Source organism: Flagellimonas flava, from assembly GCF_900129665.1.
Lineage (GTDB): Bacteria > Bacteroidota > Bacteroidia > Flavobacteriales > Flavobacteriaceae > Flagellimonas > Flagellimonas flava.
Genome location: NZ_FQWL01000001.1, coordinates 869,895 through 891,433 on the forward strand (window position 1 = coordinate 869,895; position 21,539 = coordinate 891,433).

General features: G+C 41.8%; 19 protein-coding genes. 15 read left to right on the forward strand and 4 right to left on the reverse strand.

Features of this window, described 5'->3' with window-relative positions; all coding sequences use genetic code 11:
- Window positions 1–2 precede the first annotated feature (2 nt).
- Together BUC10_RS04005 and BUC10_RS04010 are read right to left on the reverse strand one after the other, a co-directional pair.
- Window positions 3–737: a LytTR family DNA-binding domain-containing protein gene (locus BUC10_RS04005; RefSeq protein ID WP_073176586.1), complete on the reverse strand. Its 735-nt coding sequence runs from the start codon at window positions 735–737 to the stop codon at window positions 3–5.
- A gap of 81 nt (window positions 738–818) precedes the next feature.
- Window positions 819–1,325, reverse strand: coding sequence for an ankyrin repeat domain-containing protein (locus tag BUC10_RS04010; RefSeq protein WP_084732527.1), 507 nt, complete (start codon window positions 1,323–1,325; stop codon window positions 819–821).
- A gap of 324 nt (window positions 1,326–1,649) precedes the next feature.
- On the opposite strand from BUC10_RS04010, the gene BUC10_RS04015 reads away from it, so the two are divergent.
- Window positions 1,650–2,825 carry a PQQ-dependent sugar dehydrogenase gene (locus BUC10_RS04015; RefSeq protein WP_073176587.1) on the forward strand — a complete coding sequence of 392 codons (1,176 nt, stop codon included), beginning with the start codon at window positions 1,650–1,652 and terminating at the stop codon, window positions 2,823–2,825.
- A gap of 3 nt (window positions 2,826–2,828) precedes the next feature.
- On the opposite strand, the gene BUC10_RS04020 is transcribed toward BUC10_RS04015, so the two are convergent.
- A complete protein-coding gene (locus BUC10_RS04020; protein WP_073176588.1) occupies window positions 2,829–5,072 on the reverse strand; it encodes a DUF5916 domain-containing protein in 2,244 nt (747 codons plus the stop codon).
- A gap of 130 nt (window positions 5,073–5,202) precedes the next feature.
- Between BUC10_RS04020 and BUC10_RS04025 the strand changes: the two genes are divergently transcribed.
- From BUC10_RS04025 to BUC10_RS04055, 7 genes are all read left to right on the forward strand, one after another.
- Window positions 5,203–6,102 (forward strand): helix-turn-helix domain-containing protein, encoded by a 900-nt coding sequence (locus tag BUC10_RS04025; protein ID WP_073176589.1) that lies wholly within the window; start codon window positions 5,203–5,205, stop codon window positions 6,100–6,102.
- Window positions 6,103–6,126: 24 nt separating this feature from the next.
- Window positions 6,127–7,638 carry a M20/M25/M40 family metallo-hydrolase gene (locus BUC10_RS04030; RefSeq protein WP_073176590.1) on the forward strand — a complete coding sequence of 504 codons (1,512 nt, stop codon included), beginning with the start codon at window positions 6,127–6,129 and terminating at the stop codon, window positions 7,636–7,638.
- A 15-nt stretch (window positions 7,639–7,653) separates the two neighbouring features.
- On the forward strand, window positions 7,654–8,487 hold the full coding sequence (locus BUC10_RS04035) for a LytTR family DNA-binding domain-containing protein (RefSeq protein ID WP_165614849.1): 834 nt from the start codon (window positions 7,654–7,656) through the stop codon (window positions 8,485–8,487).
- Window positions 8,488–8,572: 85 nt separating this feature from the next.
- Window positions 8,573–9,715 (forward strand): serine hydrolase domain-containing protein, encoded by a 1,143-nt coding sequence (locus BUC10_RS04040; protein WP_131819040.1) that lies wholly within the window; start codon window positions 8,573–8,575, stop codon window positions 9,713–9,715.
- 81 nt (window positions 9,716–9,796) lie between these two features.
- Window positions 9,797–10,372 (forward strand): TetR/AcrR family transcriptional regulator, encoded by a 576-nt coding sequence (locus tag BUC10_RS04045; RefSeq protein ID WP_073176593.1) that lies wholly within the window; start codon window positions 9,797–9,799, stop codon window positions 10,370–10,372.
- 8 nt (window positions 10,373–10,380) lie between these two features.
- Window positions 10,381–10,887 carry a hypothetical protein gene (locus tag BUC10_RS04050; protein WP_084732528.1) on the forward strand — a complete coding sequence of 169 codons (507 nt, stop codon included), beginning with the start codon at window positions 10,381–10,383 and terminating at the stop codon, window positions 10,885–10,887.
- 5 nt (window positions 10,888–10,892) lie between these two features.
- Complete coding sequence (locus tag BUC10_RS04055; RefSeq protein ID WP_084732529.1) at window positions 10,893–12,092, forward strand: serine hydrolase domain-containing protein; 1,200 nt, start codon at window positions 10,893–10,895, stop codon at window positions 12,090–12,092.
- 38 nt (window positions 12,093–12,130) lie between these two features.
- Here BUC10_RS04055 and BUC10_RS04060 read toward each other — a convergent pair whose 3' ends face one another.
- Complete coding sequence (locus tag BUC10_RS04060) at window positions 12,131–12,640, reverse strand: hypothetical protein (RefSeq protein WP_073176595.1); 510 nt, start codon at window positions 12,638–12,640, stop codon at window positions 12,131–12,133.
- Window positions 12,641–12,875: 235 nt separating this feature from the next.
- Here BUC10_RS04060 and BUC10_RS04065 point away from each other — a divergent pair, with 235 nt between their 5' ends.
- The 7 genes from BUC10_RS04065 to BUC10_RS04095 all read left to right on the forward strand — a co-directional run bounded on the left by BUC10_RS04065 (window position 12,876) and on the right by BUC10_RS04095 (window position 21,508).
- Complete coding sequence (locus BUC10_RS04065; protein ID WP_131819041.1) at window positions 12,876–14,816, forward strand: hypothetical protein; 1,941 nt, start codon at window positions 12,876–12,878, stop codon at window positions 14,814–14,816.
- Between the two features lie 2 nt (window positions 14,817–14,818).
- Window positions 14,819–15,640: a DUF2490 domain-containing protein gene (locus tag BUC10_RS04070; RefSeq protein ID WP_073176597.1), complete on the forward strand. Its 822-nt coding sequence runs from the start codon at window positions 14,819–14,821 to the stop codon at window positions 15,638–15,640.
- 34 nt (window positions 15,641–15,674) lie between these two features.
- A complete protein-coding gene (locus BUC10_RS04075) occupies window positions 15,675–16,541 on the forward strand; it encodes an MORN repeat-containing protein (RefSeq protein WP_073176598.1) in 867 nt (288 codons plus the stop codon).
- Between the two features lie 103 nt (window positions 16,542–16,644).
- The gene (locus tag BUC10_RS04080; protein WP_073176599.1) at window positions 16,645–17,463 is read left to right on the forward strand and encodes a helix-turn-helix domain-containing protein; all 819 of its coding nucleotides are present in this window, start codon (window positions 16,645–16,647) and stop codon (window positions 17,461–17,463) included.
- Between the two features lie 46 nt (window positions 17,464–17,509).
- Window positions 17,510–18,595: a C45 family autoproteolytic acyltransferase/hydolase gene (locus tag BUC10_RS04085; protein WP_165614850.1), complete on the forward strand. Its 1,086-nt coding sequence runs from the start codon at window positions 17,510–17,512 to the stop codon at window positions 18,593–18,595.
- 7 nt (window positions 18,596–18,602) lie between these two features.
- Window positions 18,603–20,633 carry a serine hydrolase gene (locus BUC10_RS04090; protein ID WP_084732530.1) on the forward strand — a complete coding sequence of 677 codons (2,031 nt, stop codon included), beginning with the start codon at window positions 18,603–18,605 and terminating at the stop codon, window positions 20,631–20,633.
- Window positions 20,634–20,839: 206 nt separating this feature from the next.
- Window positions 20,840–21,508: a Rossmann-fold NAD(P)-binding domain-containing protein gene (locus BUC10_RS04095; protein ID WP_073176602.1), complete on the forward strand. Its 669-nt coding sequence runs from the start codon at window positions 20,840–20,842 to the stop codon at window positions 21,506–21,508.
- The last annotated feature ends 31 nt before the right edge of the window (window positions 21,509–21,539 follow it).

Sequence of the window (21,539 nt, forward strand, 5' to 3'; positions counted from 1 at the left end):
ACTTACCAGTCAATGGGTTTAAATGATTGTCCTATTTTAAGACGTTTTCCAGACAACAAAACCAGGTATTCATCTCTTTTGTGTTTTTCCATAGACTGAATACAATTCTTGTTTACCATGTACTTTCGGTGGATTCGAATGAAGTCAGGTGCCAACTCTTTTGAAAGTGCGCTTAAAGTTTCCCTTTTCAGATAGACCTGCCCTTTGGTATTCAAGTTTAGGTAATGTCCTTCTGCTTCAATCCATTCCACATCATCAACTTGAAGCTTGATCATTTTTCTGCCTTTGTAAACATCCAGTGTTCTTTTTTTTGCAGCTTTTGTCCAAACATAAATTGCCGCAACAAAAATCAGAAGCAGATGATAAAGTGCTTCACGCCCAAAATAGTAACGTGCATACTCCATATCAACATAGTGGTCAAAATACCCAATACTATGAAGAATCGCATTGGATATTAAATAGAACAAACCCAAGGTGAGGAAAGCGGAGCCAGTCACCAACAACCAAAAAGTGCTTCGGAACCGTTTTTTAATTATTTTTTGTACCCTAACGGTAAGGACAATAACAGGGATAAAGAGCAAAATTGAAAAAAGAAGGTAAACAATGGAGGTCCAAATGCTATAGCTACTATGGTGCTGATAGCGAATTACGTTTTGGACCAAGGTAATACCGAAGATGACCACCAAAAGAACGGTGGACCATAGGTAAAACTTCTTTTCACTGATCATGGACAGCATATGTGCTCAATTAAACCTACAAAGCGACCTAACAAAGATAAGATTTGCCAGCAGTAAAAGATTCAAAGCTCATGGTTTCCTTTAAAAGATACCTTTGAATATTTTTTCAGTCAATCCTTTGTCTTGAAGCCATGAAACCAACTCTGGATGTTTGCCTACTTCCGCATGGTGAAGCAAGCTAAACCCATGTGGACCTGGAGCACGCAGAAGATGGGGATGGTCGGTAACCACTTTTTTGATGAAATCCCCGTAGCCCAAAAAGGCATAGTTGAAAATGTCCAATCGCGCTCCCCTTGAAACTAGAAAGTCCACAATGTCTTTACGCCCCATATGGCTTGCGCCGCCTACCGCAGTCTCAAAATCTCCTTTTTTAAATTGGTTGGCACAGTTCAGGATCAGAGGGTATTTATCAAGTATTTTTTTGGTTTCTTCCAAGCTTTTATGAGCCGCAAACACAAAGTCCGTAATCAGCTCATGATCAAAAATTGGCTCCTCCTGAAAAATTGGATTGGCTGTTGTTATTTGGGGTAGCACTGCCATTAGACCTCCAGCTAGGAGGTTTTTCTTTATGAATGATTTTCTGTTCATATGATATTGATTAATGAAGTAGCAAAAGACCATTTTTGTCCGAACTGTTTCACATCCAAACCGTATTTTGTCCTAAAACCAGCATGAGAAGACCTGAATATGAACATTGAAAAGCCAGTTGACCTTTTAATTTTCAATAAATAGGCTGTCCACTGGTTTTTTTAACCCTATGAACCGACATCATAGCAGGTGAGAAGCCAGAATTTTTTTCATTAATTTCACGGGTCAGTAAAATAGAAATGGGATTGTAAAGCATTCCAGATTGGTTAACCAAGATTTTACGACCAATGCTCTATAGGAACAACTAACAAATTAAAACCGATTATGTTTAGAAGATTCAACCTTGTGGTTTTTATCACCTTAATTCTAATGGCCTGTAATGGTAAAAAAGAAGCTCCAAAGAAGGAAACAGCTGCGGAACCCAAGGAAAGGGTACACCAAACCAGCCTACCACTAGATAGCCTAAACCTTCCTGAAGGATTTAAAATAGAGGTATATGCCGAAGGCATTGATGGTGCAAGATCCATGGCCATGAGTGATAATGGGACTCTTTTCGTTGGTACCCGAAATGAGAAAACTGTTTATGCGCTTCAGGATATGGATGGTGATTTTTGGGCTGAGAAAATCACAGTATTGGATTCCACACTTGAAGTACCCAACGGAATTGCCTTTCGGGATGGAGATCTTTATGTTGCCGAGGTAAATAGATTATTGAAGTATAGCGATGTGGAACAAGACCTAGACAACCCACCTGCGCCAGAGGTGATTTATGATGATTATCCCACGGAATTCCATCATGGTTGGAAATACATTGCGTTTGGCCCAGATGGAAAGTTATATGTTCCCGTTGGGGCTCCCTGTAATATTTGCGAAAGCTCCGCCGAAGACGAACGCTATGCTACCATAACACGGATGGACCCGGATGGTAGTAATAGGGAGATTTATGCCAAGGGCGTCCGGAACACGGTTGGCTTTACCTGGCATCCTGAAACGGGAGATTTATGGTTTACTGATAACGGAAGAGACCTGATGGGGGATGATGTCCCTCCTTGCGAATTAAATAGGGCCTCGGAAGCTGGTCAGCACTTTGGATACCCCTTTTGTCATGGAGGGACAATCGCAGACCCTGAGTTTGGCGATGCGGAACACCCATGCGACAACTACATAGCCCCCGTCCAGGCTTTGGGTGCACATGTTGCCCCGTTGGGGGTGAAGTTTTATACGGGTAATATGTTCCCAAAAAACTATGAAGGGAAGGTTTTTATGGCAGAGCATGGTTCATGGAACCGCTCTTTGAAGGTAGGCTACAGAATTACCATGGTGACCCTTTCTGGAAACGAAGCGGTTGGTTATGAGCCTTTCATTGATGGGTGGTTAAATGATGCAACCCAGGACCAATTTGGAAGGCCTGTGGACCTTCTATTCCTTAAGGATGGTTCCATGCTGATTTCGGATGACTTTGGGGATGCGATTTATAGGGTTTCCTATGTTGGAACCTAAGATCTAAAGGTTCAACCAATAATTAATTTTTAGCACAATGGCCCGCTGTCTTGGAAAACGGATGCTAGGAGCAATAATTCCTCCGTTTTCCGTCTGGCTTTCGGCAAAATAGTTGTCGGTATACACCAAAAAGACGTCGGATACTGGCTTAAAGCGCCATTGCAAGCGAGAGTTAATGTTCACGTTTTGTATTTGACTGTTGAATTGGACAAAAGTGGTCCAAAACACGCTTTTAGTGAACGTAAAATCAAATCGAGTCCCTATCAATAGCAAATCCGCATCTTTTTGGGGTCCTGGCAATCGGATATTGTTATAGGCAAAGTTCAGGGAAGTAAAACCCAAGGGTTGGTACCTGTAGGTTAGGGTTCCACCAATATTGTAAAGGGTTCCATTAAAGTATTCCCCAAGTTGGGAAGTGAGATTGTAGGAGAATATCTTTCGGGCATCGGATCTATAAGTTGCTTTCAAAAACGAATAGGAATAGGAAGTTCCTGCATCCAAGGGCGTTCCGTTGAGACCACTGGGGTCAAAAGGGTTCAGTAATAACGTGAATTGTTTTTGGGCACCCAATTCCAAGTAAGCCGTGCTTCTGTAATTGAATCTATAGTTAAGGGAAAAATTCCAATCCAAATCGTCAAAAGACCTGTTGTTTTTAATGATATCACCGGAAACCCCAGGACCATGTTTTTGTATCCGCCCCTCCTTTGGATATTGATTAAACCACAATTGGGGTGTCATTTGAAAAATATTGGTCCGCCTGACAAAGCCAACTTCCGGATTGTAACCGGCCCCAATGCTTTGTCCCAATAGATTCGACTCAAATCGATAGGTACTATAGTTTAAAAAGCCTCCCAGGGCATAACTGGAATTGGCATCGCTCTCGTCAAAGGACTGGTGGTAAAAAACCTTGCTGTTCCAAACATTGTCGTTAGAAGCCAGGTTGACATCCAGTCCCAAAGTACGGTTGTAGCTGTTGGGAGAAAGGGTAAAATTACCACCAATGGAATCCACGAAGGCCTGTTTGTTGATGAAGGTAGCGCTCAAATATGATCTGGAAAGGATTCGCTGCTGCAAGGCGGTAACCAGGTAGTTGGTGGAGGGCAGACCAATGGCTTCATTTTCTTTCAATTGAGCGTTCAAAACCCCCAACCGAAGGTTCTGGTTCAATTTCCCATTTAGCCGCAACCCACCATATATTTCATTTTGAACATTCTGACCTGTGGATTCATCCCTAGTTACCCCAATTCTGCGCGAAAAGAAAGGTCGGGTCCCATCTATGCCAAAACCACCAAAGAGGTCAGCGTTTTCCAGGAAGAATTGCCGACGCTCCGGAAAGAAAATCTCAAAACGATCCAAGTTCGTCACCTGCTGATCCACTTCAACTTGGGAAAAATCTGGATTTACGGTTAGATCTAGAGTCATGGCGGGCCCCAATCCTACCTTGGCATCAAAACCAAAATCCAGTGTATTGTTTGTGGGTGTATCCGCTTCAAAGTTCTTGGAATTCCGGAAAATCCCATAGGGGATGAAAGAAATATTTTTTTTGGCCGATGCCAGCGGTTCATCCCATTTGAGCTGTTGGGTAAAGGCAAGATTAATGATAAATTGGTTTCGTGGAATGGGTGTCCAGGTGGATTGTTCGCTGTAGGCGCTATCAAACCGATAAAAATTGATGTACCAGTTATCCAAATCCTTTTTATAGCGCAGCGTTCTAAATGGAATAGTCATTTCAACCGTCCAATAGCCATCAAATACCTTGGCGTCCGAATACCAGACATTGTCCCAACTTGTGGAAAAGGTATCCGAACTTAGTGTGCTTCCTCCGTTTGCAATTAAACCTTCGCGTTGTACACCAAACGGATTTACCCCAAACAAAAAGGCATTGTTCCGGTCGGCATAAGTGTCAATGACAGCGCTGAACACATCATTGGCCTCACCCCTAAAATCCCTCCGTAGGGAAGGAGTAACGTATTCCCTAGGACCTAAATTCAACAGTTTCGCAAAAATGTACAGATTGTCGTCATCATAGGTCATCCTAACCTCGGTTTGGGCCTTGGCCGGAACCGAATCCGCAGGAAAATACTGTGAGAAATTATCTGCTATGGCGGCTATTTGCCAGTCCTCCTCATCCATGATTCCATCAACAATTATTTTTCCCTTTGCCTTTTTAATGGCCAAACCGTTCTGGGCATCTACTCCGGTGAAGCATAGAAAAACAAGAAGTACCAAGGAAATTATTTTGGACATGGGCGTTCAGTTTACTTCAAAACTAATTTCCATGTCTCTTTTTCACTTATTAAATATGGGATTTTGGTTATGCTATTTGAAAAAGGAACGGCTTGTTGCACAGTTTTTTTTAGCTTAGTAAAAAAAGGGTTTGAATTTACAGGGGGAAGGATATCAAGGTCATAAAGAAGAATTGGAGGTCAATGGATTTCTGGTTTACTTCACCAAGCTTCAAACCAGTCAGAAAGTGGTAATTTACAAGGAGGTAAGCGAAGAATGGTTGCAATTTCATTTTCAATTGGCGGGGAATACACGCACCGTAGTGGCCGATTTAATTGATAATATTGAAATTAAGCCCAACACCTTCACAGTTATTTATGAACGACTTGGTAATTGTGCCATCCACTTTCCCAAAAACTGTAATTATGAAAGTTTTGGTTTTATTGTGAAACCAGAGTATTTCCTAAATTCATTTCTAAAGGATTTTAAGGAATTGAGGGATTTAAGGCGTGTGATTGAAATGAACGATGAGTATTTTCTCGACCAGGGATATGCGCTCTTGGATTCCAATACGAGGAAAATCATCCAGGATATCAAACAAAACCCTTTCACGGGGAATCTAAGGGAGGTTTATATTGAAGCCAAATTGATAGACCTTATTTTTCATTCCATTCCTCTTTTGCGGGAACGAACTTCCCAAGAACTCCAGAACACAGATGACTCGAAGCAGAAAATTTTGGAAGCAAAGGATTATATTCTTCAAAATCAACATAAACGAATTTCAATTAAAGATGTAGCGGAGGCTGTGGGAATGAATCAATATCTGCTCAAAACCAGATTCAAGGAAATCTTTGGTAAAAGTGTTGTGGATTTTTGCATTGAACTCAAACTGGAAAGGGCATATAATGAGATTCAAAACACAAACGATAAAATTACTTTTATTGCTTATGAAGTGGGCTATTCCAGCGTGGGCAATTTTTCAAATGCTTTTTACAACCGATTCAAGATTAGGCCAAGTGCCTTACGAAAAAATCTAAATCCATCAGATTGATCAATTGATAAAACGAACTTTCCTATGAAATTAACACAGACCATTTTTTGTTTTCTACTAGTCACTACAGCTTTTTCCCAAAGATGGGCGGAAGGGGAGCTAGATGCCCTTTCGGATGCTTATACCAAAAAATCCTTTCCATCTTTGGTTGAGCTTTTGAGCATCCCGAACGATGCTTTTTTTCCTGAAGATTTGGAGAAAAATGTACAATGGTGCGAACGGGAATTCCAGCACCGAAAATTTACTACTACAAGAATCCCAACAGCTGTGGCGCCACTGCTTTTGGCAGAACTAAATGGAAAACGAGCCAAAAAAACGGTATTGGTGTACTTGCAGATTGATGGCCAGCCCGTGGACACTACCCGATGGTTTCAAAAAAACCCATATCTCCCCGTGGTCAAGAGAAAAAATGAAGTGGGGGAGTGGGAAGCGGTTAAAGATTTTGAAATCGAAAGCTTTGACCCTGATTGGCGGATTTTTGCTAGGTCCGCTTCAGATGCCAAGGGGCCGGTGGCCATGTTTTTGGCGGCTTTGGATGCGGCACAGGAAAAGAACATTCACCCAAACTACAACATCAAGGTAATCATGGATTTTGAAGAGGAACTTGGGTCTCCACGCCTTCCCCAAGCGGTTTTGGACAATAGGGAGCTCTTAAGTGCGGACATGATGGTTATTTTCGATGGGCCGAGACACATCACCAATGAACCTACCCTTGTATTTGGGGCTCGGGGCATCGCAACCGTGACCTTAACCACTTATGGTCCCATTGTTCCGCAGCATAGCGGCCATTATGGCAACTATGCTCCCAATCCGGCCTTGCGACTTTCTCGATTGCTGGCCTCCATGAAAGATGAAGATGGGCGTGTAACCATACCCGGATATTATGACGGTATTGTTTTGGACGAGAAGGCCAAGGCGATATTGAAAAGTGTTCCCGACGACGAAACGGTTATCCGTGAAAAACTGCAAATTGCGGCTATAGATAAGGTAGGGGCCAATTATCAGGAGGCCATTCAATATCCATCCTTGAATATCCGTGGGATGCAATCTGGATGGATTGATGAAAAGGCTCGGACGATTGTACCCGGCTGGGCCAGAGCTGAAATTGATATTCGATTGGTGTTGGAATCTGATCCTGCACGTTTAATCAATTTGGTGCGAGACCATATTCAAGATCAGGGATATCTGGTTTTGGACAGGGTGCCCACAAAGGAGGAGCGCTTGGCCCACCATCGTATCGCCACTCTTACCCATGAGATTTCATATCAATCCTTTCGTACAGAGATAGACTCCGAAGTCGGAAATTGGTTGGATAGCGCTTTGGACAAGGCATTTAGTGAGAAACCAATAAAAATTAGAATGGGAGGTGGGTCTATTCCCATTGCTCCTTTTGTAAATACCTTGGGCGTTCCAGCCGTTATCGTTCCTACAGTTAATATGGATAATAACCAGCATAGCCCCAATGAGAACCTGCGATTGGGCAACTATCGGGAGGGAATCAAGACTATGATATCCATATTGGCAGAAAAGTTATAGTTATATTGGATGGGAATGGCTAAAATTGACTTTTGGCGGTTTTTAGAACCACTGCTTTTGGGATGTATTGCCAACATTCTCATCAATTTTATTTTTAAGCCCAACAATCCCGATTTTATTCTTCAGGAGTTTGTAACGGCCATAGCCTTTTCTATTCTGGTTACAGAAATCAACCGTTTTATAGATGGCAAATTGGAAAATCGTATTCCTTGGACAAGACAATTGGGGAAGCGATTTGTCTACCAACTAAGCTTCTTGACCCTCACCTTGTTGGTGATTTTAAATGGGGTAGGCAATCTATATATTTGGTTGATAGGTGATGATTTTTATACTGCAAAAGAGCTTGTGATCATCAACCTGAGTGTTTTTCTCGTAGCACTGTTACTTACACTAATCAAATGGGCTGTACACTTCTATAGAAATTGGAGGCATGCTGAACATGAATTGGACGATTCCAAAGAAACGCTAAACAAGATTAAGGTGGAGTTGGATAAATCCGACGCATACGTTGAGCTCCAACGAAGAAATGAAAATCTTAGGATCCCCATTGCAGATGTCATTCATGCGGAAACTCAACATGGAGTGGTATGGGTGTATTATCAAGCGGCGAGAGCGGTGTATCCGGGAACCTTGGACAGCTTAACGTCCCACCTGCCAAAACACCAATTCTTTTTAGCATCTAGGAATGCGATAGTCAAGAAGGATAGGATTGCGTCTATTTCCCCATCCACCTACGGCAAAATAGATATTGGTCTGATGAGCCCCTTGGAAGAGCATCAAATAACCGTGAGTAGATTGAAGGCCGCGCAATTCAGAAAGTGGTACCATAGCAGTTCGGACCTTATTTAATAGCATTTCGCCCAGTTCTTGTCCTTTTTTCTTTTGATTGCCCGGCAGGATAAATTCCTTTGGAGTAATCAAAAAACAAGAAATCATGAAAAAAATTAAATTAACGATTGTGCTTGCAGCCATAGCATGTGGATTGGCATTGAGCCTAAGTTATTCCCAACAACCACAAAAAAAACTGGCAAAGATTCAAGAGTATATGGATGATGCTGCCAAGGAGAAACTTGTGGGTGTATCCATTTACATTAAAAGTCCAAAATTGGGTACCTGGGTGGGAACTTCAGGGTATTCCAATTTGGAACAAAAGACACCCTTGGACAAGGACAATATCTTTGGTTTGGCAAGTATTGGAAAAATGTACATTGCCGTCGCTGTTTTAAAATTGGTCCAGGATGGGAAAATTGGTTTGGATGACAAGATTGAAAAGTATTTGCCCCAAGAAATCATTGAAGGGTTTCCAACGGCAAAAGATGTCACCGTTAGAAATCTGCTGGGGCATACTTCCGGATTATACAATTACAATAGAAATCCAAAGTTGAATGAACTTTATTTAACGGGAAACCTAAAGCTGGACACACTTTCCCACATGGATGCCTTGAGGGATTATGCCTACGGAATTACCGAACATACCAAACCCCTGGGAGAATATAAATATAGCAGCACCAACTATTTGTTGCTATCCATGATCATGGACAAGGTTGTCCCAGAAGGACATTCGAGCTATATGCGGAAAGAGTTAATTGAAAAGTACGGCTTAAAGGACACCTATTATAAGGAGACACCGCCCGAAAGACTGGTGGAGCACTATGGGGATATCAATGAGGATGGCATTACGGAGAATCTTTCCGCGGAGACTATCGAGACTACAAACTGGTACAGTGGTGATGATGGGGTATATAGCACTGTTGAAGAAGCGAGCCGATTTTTGCAGAAGCTTATGAACGGTGAAATTTTGAACGAAAATACCCTAAAGGAAATGATGACATGGAACGACGAAAAAAATCCAGATTATGGGCTGGGACTAATGGCGGACAAAAGCTTTCCTTACAAATTTTTGATGGGACACTCGGGTAGGGGAATAGGTATAACCACGGACCTCTATTATTTTCCCAAACAGGATATGACCGTCGCCATCTTTTCAAATTCCGGATTACGTTCGGCATCCAAGGATTACGGCAAGGTCTATTTCAAAATGAGAAAACGAATTATTAAGAAATTGTTTCTATTCTGATGGCCTGACTTCAATTTTAACAAGGACTGATTTGTTCATTTGGTAAGTTTTTGTAATTTACCGAATGAACATTCAGTCTATATGATTAACACTACCTCAAAACGAGCCATTCTGCTGGAAACCTCCTTAGAACTTTTTGTGGATCAAGGAATCCAGAAAACTTCCATGGCGCTGATTTCAGAAAAGTCCCAAGTAGCTGTCGGAACCATCTACCATCATTTTAAAAGTAAGGAGGAATTGATTGAGGGCGTTTACCTCGAGATTTTAGAATCCTTGGGGAAGCACATTGCTTTTACCCATGAAGAGGAACAGCTTGATTTTAAGTCTCGTTTTGATTTGCTATGGAGAAAGGGCTATGATTATTATACGCAGTTTCCCAATCGTTTTAGGTTTCATGATACCTACAGCTATTCCCCGTTGATCTCAAATCAACTCAGGGAGTATGCCCGTGGATATTATCAAGTAGCTTTTGATTTGATCCAAGAGGGCATCAGAGAAGGTATGCTTATTAATACCAATCCTGTACTAATCATGCGTTGGCTTTACAACAGCTTATCCACCATAATTCAGATTAAACTGAATCACGAGTTCGAAGTCACGGAAGATATGGTATCAACCACTCTGGAAATGGCTTGGAAGAGTTTAACTTATAAATGAACCGCTTAATGAAACAACTACTTTTTTTATTCCTGTTTACCCTCGGGTTTTTATCCCATGCACAAAACCAAAAGTATCAGACCGTGGAAGAAACGGTGAATACAATGTTGGAAGTTATTTCCGTTGAAATTGGCGAGGAGCCAGATTGGGATACCTATAGGAACTTATTTCTCCCGACTGCCCAAAAGATTTTGCTGAATCCCAAAGCCAAGAACCCTTCAAATCGCGCAAGATCTTTCTCGGTTGAAGAGTTTATACGATATGTTGGCCCCTTATATGGCAGGGATGGCTTTGATGAAGTAGTTACCGGTTTAACCGTCAATGAATTCAACGGAGTGGCAAATGCATTCCAGTCCTACCATGCCAAAAATCTTACAGGGACCTATGATAAAAAGGGAATTAATTGTTATCAATTGGTATGGGTGGATGGTCGCTGGTGGATTGCTAGCACCACCTGGGCCGCCGAAAATGAAGAACATAAAATTCCTGAAAAATACTTGAACGCTTCAAAATAAAGTTTATGACCTGTATAAGACCAACATATTTCACTCATATTAAACTCGGCTGCGCCCCATTGCTATTAATAGCTATGACCTTAATGTCCAGTGTATTTCTATCAGGATGCTCTAGCAATGAGGTCGATGAGACACCACCAGTGGATCAAGAGGCTTTGTTTGCCGAAGAATTACAGACCCTGGTTGATGAAAAAATTGGAACTGATAAATTACTGGGGGCATCGGTTTCCATTAGGATAGATGGAGTGGAAGAGTGGAGTTTACAAGGGGGGATCTCCAGCGGTGACACTCCAATAGCTGCCAACATGCGATTTGGAATTGCCAGCATTACCAAAACCTTTGTGGCAGCCACCGTACTAAAACTAAGTGAGGAGGGTGCCTTAAGTTTGGATGATCCCATTAGCCTATGGCTCACTTTAGATACTGAAAACATTGACGATTCCATTACCATTGAACAATTGTTAGGGCATTTTACCGGACTTCACGGTTACTTTAGGCATCCTGATATCTGGCCAAGGGTAGAGGGGGATTTAAACACACCAATCCCTACGTTGGAATTGGTAGATTATGTGGGAACACCATTCTTTGCTCCAGGGGAGCGGTATGAATATTCCAATTCCAATTATTTGGTGTTGGGTTTGATCATAGAAGCGGTTACCGGGAAAACCGTAGGTGAAGTATTTAGGGAAAAACTTTTTGGTCCATTGCAAATGAACTCCATCTATTTTCCTGCCAATGAAAACCTTGTTGGTCCAGTGGCCACACCTTGGCGGGACAGCAATGGGGACGGAACACTCCAAAACATCTTGGCCGAATTTGGACCAGCGTATCATAGTATATTCTATACCGCTGCCGATGTTTTCTCAACAGCTTCGGATTTGTCCATGTGGCCGCAGCATCTATTTAACGGAACGCTACTGTCTGAACCTACCAAGACAAAGATGTTGGATTTTCAGCCCATTGACGATACTATTTTTACCGGATATGGGCTTGGGATACGGGAAGTTACCTTCGCCGGAAAATCCCATTGGGGGCACACCGGGGGAATGCGCGGTTATGGGTCCTATATGTTCTACGACCCTGAAACCAAAGTGAGTATTGCTATGTTGAATAACCAAAGTAGGTCCCAAAACGGTCCATTGCTTCGTTATCAATTGGTTGACGAACTTCTTCAAGCGGTATATCAACACATAGAAGGCGATTGACTTGGAACACTTCAAATCCTAAGGTCTGCGGTAGCATATTAGCGCTGCGAGGTCTTTAGGTCGGTCATTTTACCATAATATTTTGGAACTCCGCTGTCAAGTCGTTCCAAAAACACATGGTACCTTTTGGAACCGCGACGTAGAGGAACCGTTTCAACAATAAACCGTTGTTCCTTTTCATCAAAGGAATATTGTTTAACTCCCCAATTCCCCGTCTTTTTAATTTCCCCACTATAAAGTACAATTTGGGGAAGTTTAGACGTGGGATTGGGGTATTCCCAAAGAGAAAGTCGAAGTTGGTCATCTTCGGTTTTATCAACATGCAGGGTGAAATCCTCATTGGATGCTTGGACCAGGTTTTGTTCGACTTCCTCGTAAAGCAGAATACGCTTTTGACTTGCTTCCAATGCCAAATTATTGTTTTGTATTAGTTTTTCTGTCTCTGATAGTTCCACTTTCATCTCGGCCAGCGCATGTTCCATTTCTTGATTTTTACAGCTAGAGGAAACTAGCAAGAGCAAAAGCAATACATAAAAAGAAATTTTCATAGGGATTGGTTCTTGGTTATTATTAAATAGCTATTGAAAAATTACCTATCCTACTTCTGGGACCAAGTGCCCAATTGACCAATGCCCGTTTTGAATTGACGGTTGTGCTATTTGAGAGAATGACATGGTATTTTTTAAGATTTCATTTTTTTTTGAGAAAATGACTTTGAAAAACATCCTATTTTAAATTACATGCGTATTTAGAATGAACCTATACCAGGTGAAAATCAACAATGTGAGAACACAACCAATAACCAAACTGCTGTTGCTTTTATGTTTGTATGGCTCTTTTTGGGGCGTAGCACAGGAAAAGCAACATTTTAGAGGCCCGTTGACCGTAGGTCAATTTCAAGGTGAGGCCGAGTACGACTTTCAGGTCGTAGAAGGGGATACCATCCTTGATGGCCCTTTTAGTATGATTCGCTCCAATCTAAACGCGCTATTGGAGGATAAGGACAATTTCTTTTCATTTATCGGAGGATTCAAAAATGGGTATCCCAATGGGGACTGGAACTTTCAATTTGGGGAGTTTCAATCCGGAGAGGGCACCAAGGTAATCGATTTGCAATATCGATTGAACGTAAGTGGCACTACCAATGGTGCTTCGGGAACCATAAGCATGGGAAGGCCAAACGGTTTGTGGACGTTTGATTCCAAAAAAATTGAGAATTCTGAGATTGAGGAAAAATTGTTCAGTAGCACCATAACCTTTGAAAATGGGATACCCCAAAAAAGCTTCAAAATAGAAAACGAGACCAGCACCCTGGTGGGACGGTTCTTGAGAAATGGGCTGGCGCATGATGTCTGGACACTCTATACCGATAATGATTCGGGAACTTCTGAAAGCTGGTTTTTTGACAATGGACTGCTCAGAAAGGTGGAAAAGCTTAATGATGCTGCCACCGAGGCCTGGTCCTTGTACGGGAGCTCGCTACCTGAGGAAAAGGTGATTAATCTTGATGCCCGATATCTGAAAATCCTCCAATTATGGAATGCAAGTCTGGGGTCTATAGAACTGGAAACCACTGGAATTAGTCAGTTGCTTGCCCAAAATGCCGGTCATTACAAGGAGATTGATGACATACTTTCTGCCATGGGGAAATCGCAATTTTTACCGGAATTTAAGGTGAAGGTAGGTCATTATCCATTGGATTCTCTTGAAACGGGTGCAATTGAAAGCCTAGAAAAACTATACGCCCGGTCGTCTGAGATAAGTCAATCCTTACTAAACGACACCCAGCTGAATATTCTAAGACGTTCCGACGGGGAAGCACAGTTTTTATATGCGGTAACCCAAGAGCTTCACACTAGGTTCCTTGAGCCCAATGGAAAACTATTGGATTATAAACGGGAAAACCTTTTGGAATTCATTCCAAGAAAACAACTACTGGATTATTTGTGGCCCAAGGGAATGCCATCTCCAACTTTGGAAATCCTTAATTCTGCCAATCAGATGACCAGAAGTTTTAGCGGTCCGGATTTGGAAAACTATGATGTAAAAGCCTTGGATATTCTTTCTGCTGAGAAGATGTTGCAATACGCCTCTTCTAGCTTGGATTCCATAGCCAAACTATTAAATGATAGACTGCAAAAAGAAAGTCGATTACAGGAAGTCATTGGCCTGGAAGAAACCATGATTGCGAACGTGGACCATTTGAACAAGCTTACTGACTCACTTCAAGCGCAAACGAGCCGACTTGAAAGCAAGGCGTTGAAAAAAATTCAATCTTTTGCCGAGGACCAACTAAAATCATACTCCAATATGGAGGACAGTCCCGAAAAAGTTGAACAAGGTAAGCAGATAATGAAGTGCTTGGAACAGCTGGATGGTCTGGCCTTGAAGATAGCGAATCTGCCGAGCAAATGGGAGCATATTCAGGAAACTTATATGGACGCCGTATGGAATCCGTTTATGGCCAATATTATGAATGAGGAAGTTAAAAAGCGGATAACCGGAGCCTATAAGAATGTTCTGATTCCCCATGTCCTTAATAAGGTAATAGATGGTCTAAACTGCGGTAATGCACAAAATATAAGTAACCTCTTAACCAATCTGGACCAACGCATGTTGGAACTGCGTGATGCCGATACCTCTAAATTGGAACGGAAACTTCGCAAGGAAAAGAACCCGGCCACCATACTCAATTTGTTCAACCTTCAATCTTTGGAAGACTAGTCATGAAAAAGCTATATAAGTATTCCATTGGATTGGTTGGCCTTATTTTGATGTTTGGTTCGGTCAGCGCACAGGAAGGGGAGGTTTTGCCAGAAGAATCCAAGTTTAAGGACCCAAAGACCAAAATTTGGTTCAACACCTATGGAAACATTCGGATTTCCAAACGTTTGTTCTGGGATGCACAGACACATTTTAGGTTCGAAGAAACTGAGGACACACCCTTCATTGGCCAGATAGGTCAAATTTACAACCGCCATGCCATTGGTTATATCTATTCCAAAAAAGTAAACTTTAGTTTGGGCGGGGTACTCCGGGTAAATTTTAATACGGATGAGGATTCAGACGATCGTCCTGTTGTGCCAGAATTTCGAATTTGGCACCAATATCAATTTGCACAACCGGTCTACAGTGCCATGTTCTACCATCGAATTCGAATAGAACATAGATGGACCAAAGGTTTTGCTGACGACAGCGAATACATTTTCAGAAATCGTTGGCGTTATATGTTCCGGGCCAAGGTGCCGTTGAACAATCACAAGTTGGAACCAAAGACCCTATATGTATCTCCGGAGGCGGAATTGATCATGCAAAGTGGGAAAGCGGTTGTAGCGAGTCCAATGGAAGATTTACGGTTGACTACGACCTTAGGTTATATTTTAACCCCGAGGCTGACGGTTGCCGGAGGACTTATGTATTCCCAAGGACAGACCTTGGAAAATGGTGGAATTTTCAAACAAAGTTGGACTATGAGGTTCCATTTATATTTCTCCCCAGACATTAGAAGGGTAAAAAATAAGCTTCCCGCCATCCATTTTGATGATTAAGAACGTATATCATGCATAGTCTTAGACATCTATCATGAAAAATCAATACCTGACCAAGTTTGTTTTTGTATTATTTGTGCTCGCTTTTGGCATTTCTTGCTACTATTATGGGAAAACCAAAGACTTGAAACAGCAACTCGAGGCTCAAAAGATAGAACAGCAGAATTTGATGAATGCGAAGAGTGTTGATGGTCAGGAATTGACACAGATTGATGCCATGATCATAGATGGAGATGACTATTCTGGGGCATTAAAGGCTTATCAAGAAAAGTTTGGGGAAGACGAGGCTATGGAAGGGACCGAACTGGAACTTCGCATTTCGTTGACCAAAAAGCTACTGCAACTAAAGGCTAGACCAGAAAAAGACTCTGCGCAATTGGCCCAAATGGAGTTGCTGGATTCTCTTAAGACTTTGGCAGATGTATCTCCGAAAGAAATACAACAATTTGATTCGTTGAGCTTTGTTCTTGAAAAAGCAAAGGCGAGGATTGCTAGAATGCAACGTCAATTACGACAAAAATCTTCTGGTCAATATTTGACCTTTTCCAATTCCAAAGGAAGTCAAATGCACTACGTTGGTGAGGTCAAAAACGGTAAGGCCAATGGTTTTGGTGTTGCTATTCTAAATACAGGTAGCCGATATATTGGGGAGTGGAAGGATAATGAACGCCATGGTGAAGGCTCCTTTTACTGGCATGATGGTCAATACTATGTGGGTGCCTACAAAAATGACAAGCGTTCTGGAAAGGGGACCTATCACTGGCCCAATGGTGAAAAATTTGTTGGCCTCTGGAAAGATGATGAACGTACTGGTGAGGGTGCATTTTTTGGCAAAAAAGGCGATGTTGTGGCCAGCGGTGTGTGGGAGCATGACGAGCTAGTGGTGACCAATAAACCTTAATTGTTTTCTACCCAACTAACTTCTAACATATCTATTTACAACTACTTCCGTAGGTTTTTGATATTGTTTCTTTTTCCTAACTTGACTTGCAATAAGATTTGATATGTCGCCAAGTCAAAAACACCATTCCTTTATCAGAAAGGTTTGGATCCTGGAAAACACCTCTTCCTTATTCAAACGCAATACCGGACTTTTGGTGGGCGATGGGCGGTTTGAACTGGCTTTTGTGCAGGGCAATGGGTATAGAACTTACAGAAACAACACCGTTGAAACCTTCCGAAAGGGCATTTATTTGGGAGGGCAAATGGACAGTCCTTTGGATGTAGAATTGTTGCCCGAGACCCATATTACTTTTATCAAACTTGAACCTTGGGCGCTTTCCATGCTGTCAGATTTTAATTTTAAGGAAAGCCTAAATCATACGGTACCCTTCCAAGAGGTGAATAAGAGTCTCCATACCAAACTGATCGGGCTTCATCCGATCATGAATCGAAAAAAAATAATTAATATTCTGAGTCAGGAGTTGGAAGATCGGGCAAAAACCACTTGGCGGTGGCAACTGATCAGGGAAGCCTGTTTACTATTCGATGCCCAGTATCCGGATTTTAAAGGAGCAAAGACCAAGATAGTCTCCAAGTTTCAAAAATCCTCCCGAACCGTGGAAACCAAATTTGGCAGGGCCGTGGGATTGAGCCCTCAGCAATATTCCATTGGGATGCGATTCAGGAATTTCAGCGAGGAACTCAAGCACCATACGAATAGCATTACCCTAACGGATTTAGCCTACAAACATGGATATTATGACCAATCCCATTTGAATCAGGACTTTAAACAATATTGGGGTTTTTCGCCCAAACAATTGAGCCAGAACAAGGTCTTTATCACAGACCAAAAAGAAGCATTTCGCTATTATACAATTTAGCTAAAATAGCATGTGGTACTTTTATCCCAACTAAATAATGTGTCCAGTGCGAAACTCCCTATTTGCAGTACTAATTTTGGTTTTTATTGGATGTTCACCCAAAAAGGATCCTAAAAAACAAGAGCATAGTTTTCAATCCATTTATTACATTGAGCAAGACAGTGATGCTTATGCCAACGGAAAACACCACGGCTCCGCACTTAAGGAGGAAGTTATCCTTCAGGTAAATGAATGGCACAAGGGGATTACCGATGCACTGAACATAGACCAGGATAGCATGCACAATATTGTGCACAAGCATACCGGTTTTGTCAAAGCAATTGAAAAATATGCCCCCGAGCTCCTTGAAGAGATAAATGGCATAGCCGATGGAGCTGGTTTAGACCGGGATTTAGTATTGCTTTTTAATCTTGGGGAGGAAATCTATAATTTTTGCACCTCCAATTATGAAAGCTGTTCCAATATGGCGTATCGCGGAACGGATAAAAACATTCTGGTCTATAATCAGGATTTGCCAAAATTTCTCCACGGATCGGGCCAGCCTATTCTCTTGCGGCACAGAGATCACTTTGTGTTCACTATGCCAGGGAGCATTGCCCTGAGTGGTGTGTCAGAGAATCTGGCCGTTAGCTGCAATTCTCTTCCTATGCTTAACATGAACATCGAGGGATTGCCTTTGGTTTTTGTTGTGCGGAAACTGTTACAGATGGAATCCATTTCAGAGGCCAGGCATTTTATTGAGCATATCCCCATGGCTATAGCACAAAATCTGATGCTCGTTTCAGGAGAAGAAGTGGTGAATCTGGAGATTTCAAAAAACGAAGTCAACGTGCACACTGCGAAAATGGATTCAGTGTATTATCACACCAATTTTCCAATTCAAAATTCGGATTATAAAACGGCAGGCTATCAACATAGAACGTGTAATCGATACCTGTTTTTAGACAGTTTGGATATGGCTGCGAAATCCCCCGAAGATTTGTCCAAACTATTCGAAAAAGCATTTGCAACACGTCCCATTAAAAATGATGAAACTTATCTTCAGTTTTTGGTCACCTATCAAAAGGAATCCAAACCCATACTTCAATTTATCAACCCCCGCACCAATGAATCGGTGTCTCTAACTTTTTAAGTGTTCTATGAGAAAGATGTTTCTTTTTGCTTTATCCGCAGTCTTCGTCACCAGCAATGTTGTTTCACAAGAGGTCGCTCTTGCATACCCGGTTGCCAGTATTGATCTGGATGGAAATCTCAAGGATTGGCCCGAAACGGTGAACTGGTACCGGATGCAATATTTTTATGGTAATGACGATGAATCCAATGAAGATTTTTCAGCTCAGTTTGCTGTCGCCTATAAAGAAAAGGAGCAACTTCTTTACGTAGCTATTGAAGTTTTGGACGATGATTTTATTGGGGATAATGGTCAAAGTCATACCACCCAAGACCATATGCTATTATACGTGGATGCACTCCACAACATCCAGGGAGGTTCTCCCTTGTTCTATGTGGCATCTGATCGAGTTTTGGAGGTGCACCACAAACCTGGAACGTATAGGACGGAGAACCATTTCTTGACCTTGGATAAAGCAAAAGTGGCAAGAAAACGGATGGGGAATCGCATTCAGTATGAGTGGGAAATCCAAATGGAGGGCCAAATTAAAGTCAATAATACCCTAGGTTTGGATTTTATGATGATTGACCACGATCGAAGTAGTAGTAACGAAACCCTATTGCTTTGGAAAGATGGTTTTGGTAAAAGCTTTGGTTCGCAAAAATTAGGTGACGTACTCTTGCTAGGGTCCCAAACTCGAACGGGCAAAGTAAGTGGCATGATTGATATGACCGAGCTTAGTCCATTGGAACGTGTCAATTCCATAGATTTGGTATCCCAAGAGTATCCAAATCTGTGGGTTAAAACCATGGTAGATACTACCGGTCATTTCCAAGCTATTATTCCCATTGGTCAATATAAGGTCAGCCCGAATGGATACTTTACAAGCCCGATGTACTCCTCTGGGTTTAATCAGAATACCCATAAGCTTAGTTACGATGTATTGCAGACATTCATGGTGCAGCCCGATACTACGATATCGGTATCCGGCATAATTGTAGCAAAACAACCCCAGCCACAAATCAATCCACCAGCAGCGGAAGGATTGCCCATTTCCTATGTCTCCGAATCAGATATAGACAAGTTTGTTGCTGCTTGGCAGTCATATTTGGATATCCCAGCCGTTTCCGTTGCTGTAATCCGAAACAACAAAGTGTTTTACGACAAAGAATTTGGTGTCAACAGCAATTTTACCAAGGAACCTATCAATGATCAAACGCTTTTTGAGGCTGCAAGCATTACAAAATCTGTGTTTGCAGTGCTGGTGTTGCGGTTGGCCGAAAAGGGTATCATTGACTTGGATAAACCATTACATGAATACCTCACATTTCCCAATATTGAAAATGATGAGCGCTCCAAACTGCTGACAGCGAGAATTATTTTGGGGCATCGCTCTGGATTGCCCAATTGGGCTTGGGGTGGCCCGGGCACATGGGAAAGTGGTGGTGAAATTCAATTGAATTTCGAGCCAGGAACTGCATTTGGTTATTCAGGGGAAGCCTTTAACTATTTGGGAAGGGTAGTGGAGCATATTACAGGAAAAGACCTTCGGACATTGTATGAACAAGAAGTGGCAAGGCCTTTTAAGGTGAAAGACTCCCATTTCTTTTATACCGATGAACAAGAAGATCGCTTTGCGTTGGGGCATATGCACCAATATCCACAGGTCAAGGAGAAAGAACGTGTTGCCAGCCCCGCATCGGCCATGTCGACCAATGCCCATTTGTTTAAGTCATTTGTGTTGGGACTTATTAATGAAAAGGGACTTTCAAAAAATTCTTATCAATTAATTTACGACCCGTATACGGAGTTGACCCAAGAGCAGAAATTGTATGACCCTGAGGTTCCACAACATGTTTCCCATGGTTTTTTCGTCCAAAGAACCCCTTTTGGAAAACTGATTGCGCATGGAGGCAACAATGGGGATTACGATTGTAAATTCATTTACAGCCCAGAACAAAAATTTGGCTTTATCGTATTTACCAACAGTAATTTGGGGGACGAATTTACAAGGGCCTTTGAAGAGTTTTTACTGCCAAGTAGTTCAAAACGATTATAATATCTTTTACATCGACCCAATCGGATGTTCTAAATCAGTTTAAGGGCCGACATTACCGTACATTTACTGCAAGGAACTATTCGTAATACAATCCCTGCTTTTAGACGTTTATCTTTCCAGTTGAAACTAAAGCTATTAGCAGGTTTGGATTGTTTTCAGTTTCCATTTTCCATTTACCTTAAGGAGGTATTGTCTTAAATTGCATTATGAAAAGTGTTATCATCACGGGAAGCACGGGAATGGTTGGCAAAGGCGTGCTGTTGGAATGTCTTGACCATGATTCCATTATGGAAGTTTTGGTGGTTAATCGGACTGCTTTGGGAATGGAACATCCGAAGTTAAAAGAGATCTTATTGAAAGATTTTATGGATTTGGGTTCAATTAGAAATGAGATCAATGGATATGACGCCTGTTTCTTCTGTATGGGCGTGTCGGTTGTAGGGTTGGATGAGAAAATTTATTCTCAAATCACCTATGATATTACTAAAATGTTTGCGGATGTTTTATTTGAACTGAATCCAAGCATGATATTTAACTATGTATCTGGAACCGGCACTGACACCTCCGAAAAAGGACGGTCCATGTGGGCCAGGATAAAGGGAAGGACGGAAAACTATATTCTGAACAAAGGTTTTAAGGACGCCTACGCCTTTAGGCCTGGTTTGATAATTCCAGAACGGGGAATCAAATCCAAAACGGGATGGTACAATGCCTTTTATGTGCTTACAAGGCCCATATTTCCTTTACTGAAAAGGTCAAATAACATTACCACTACAACACGAATAGGCCTGGCAATGATTCATACTTTGTTCCATTCTCAAAAAAGTAAACACTTGGAAAACAGAGATATTAATCTTATTGTCAAAAACGCTTAATGCACTGCTTTGAAAAAACTCCTAAAACTCT

Excerpts from the sequence above, each read along its gene's own strand:
- BUC10_RS04050 (WP_084732528.1), top strand. The coding sequence starts at position 10,381 with ATGAAACAACTACTTTTTTTATTCCTGTTTACCCTCGGGTTTTTATCC.
- BUC10_RS04095 (WP_073176602.1), top strand. The coding sequence starts at position 20,840 with ATGAAAAGTGTTATCATCACGGGAAGCACGGGAATGGTTGGCAAAGGC.
- BUC10_RS04010 (WP_084732527.1), bottom strand. The coding sequence starts at position 1,325 with ATGAACAGAAAATCATTCATAAAGAAAAACCTCCTAGCTGGAGGTCTA.
- BUC10_RS04045 (WP_073176593.1), top strand. The coding sequence starts at position 9,797 with ATGATTAACACTACCTCAAAACGAGCCATTCTGCTGGAAACCTCCTTA.
- BUC10_RS04020 (WP_073176588.1), bottom strand. The coding sequence starts at position 5,072 with ATGTCCAAAATAATTTCCTTGGTACTTCTTGTTTTTCTATGCTTCACC.
- BUC10_RS04060 (WP_073176595.1), bottom strand. The coding sequence starts at position 12,640 with ATGAAAATTTCTTTTTATGTATTGCTTTTGCTCTTGCTAGTTTCCTCT.
- BUC10_RS04075 (WP_073176598.1), top strand. The coding sequence starts at position 15,675 with ATGAAAAATCAATACCTGACCAAGTTTGTTTTTGTATTATTTGTGCTC.
- BUC10_RS04080 (WP_073176599.1), top strand. The coding sequence starts at position 16,645 with ATGTCGCCAAGTCAAAAACACCATTCCTTTATCAGAAAGGTTTGGATC.
- BUC10_RS04015 (WP_073176587.1), top strand. The coding sequence starts at position 1,650 with ATGTTTAGAAGATTCAACCTTGTGGTTTTTATCACCTTAATTCTAATG.
- BUC10_RS04070 (WP_073176597.1), top strand. The coding sequence starts at position 14,819 with ATGAAAAAGCTATATAAGTATTCCATTGGATTGGTTGGCCTTATTTTG.
- BUC10_RS04090 (WP_084732530.1), top strand. The coding sequence starts at position 18,603 with ATGAGAAAGATGTTTCTTTTTGCTTTATCCGCAGTCTTCGTCACCAGC.
- BUC10_RS04005 (WP_073176586.1), bottom strand. The coding sequence starts at position 737 with ATGCTGTCCATGATCAGTGAAAAGAAGTTTTACCTATGGTCCACCGTT.
- BUC10_RS04055 (WP_084732529.1), top strand. The coding sequence starts at position 10,893 with ATGACCTGTATAAGACCAACATATTTCACTCATATTAAACTCGGCTGC.
- BUC10_RS04030 (WP_073176590.1), top strand. The coding sequence starts at position 6,127 with ATGAAATTAACACAGACCATTTTTTGTTTTCTACTAGTCACTACAGCT.
- BUC10_RS04035 (WP_165614849.1), top strand. The coding sequence starts at position 7,654 with ATGGCTAAAATTGACTTTTGGCGGTTTTTAGAACCACTGCTTTTGGGA.
- BUC10_RS04040 (WP_131819040.1), top strand. The coding sequence starts at position 8,573 with ATGAAAAAAATTAAATTAACGATTGTGCTTGCAGCCATAGCATGTGGA.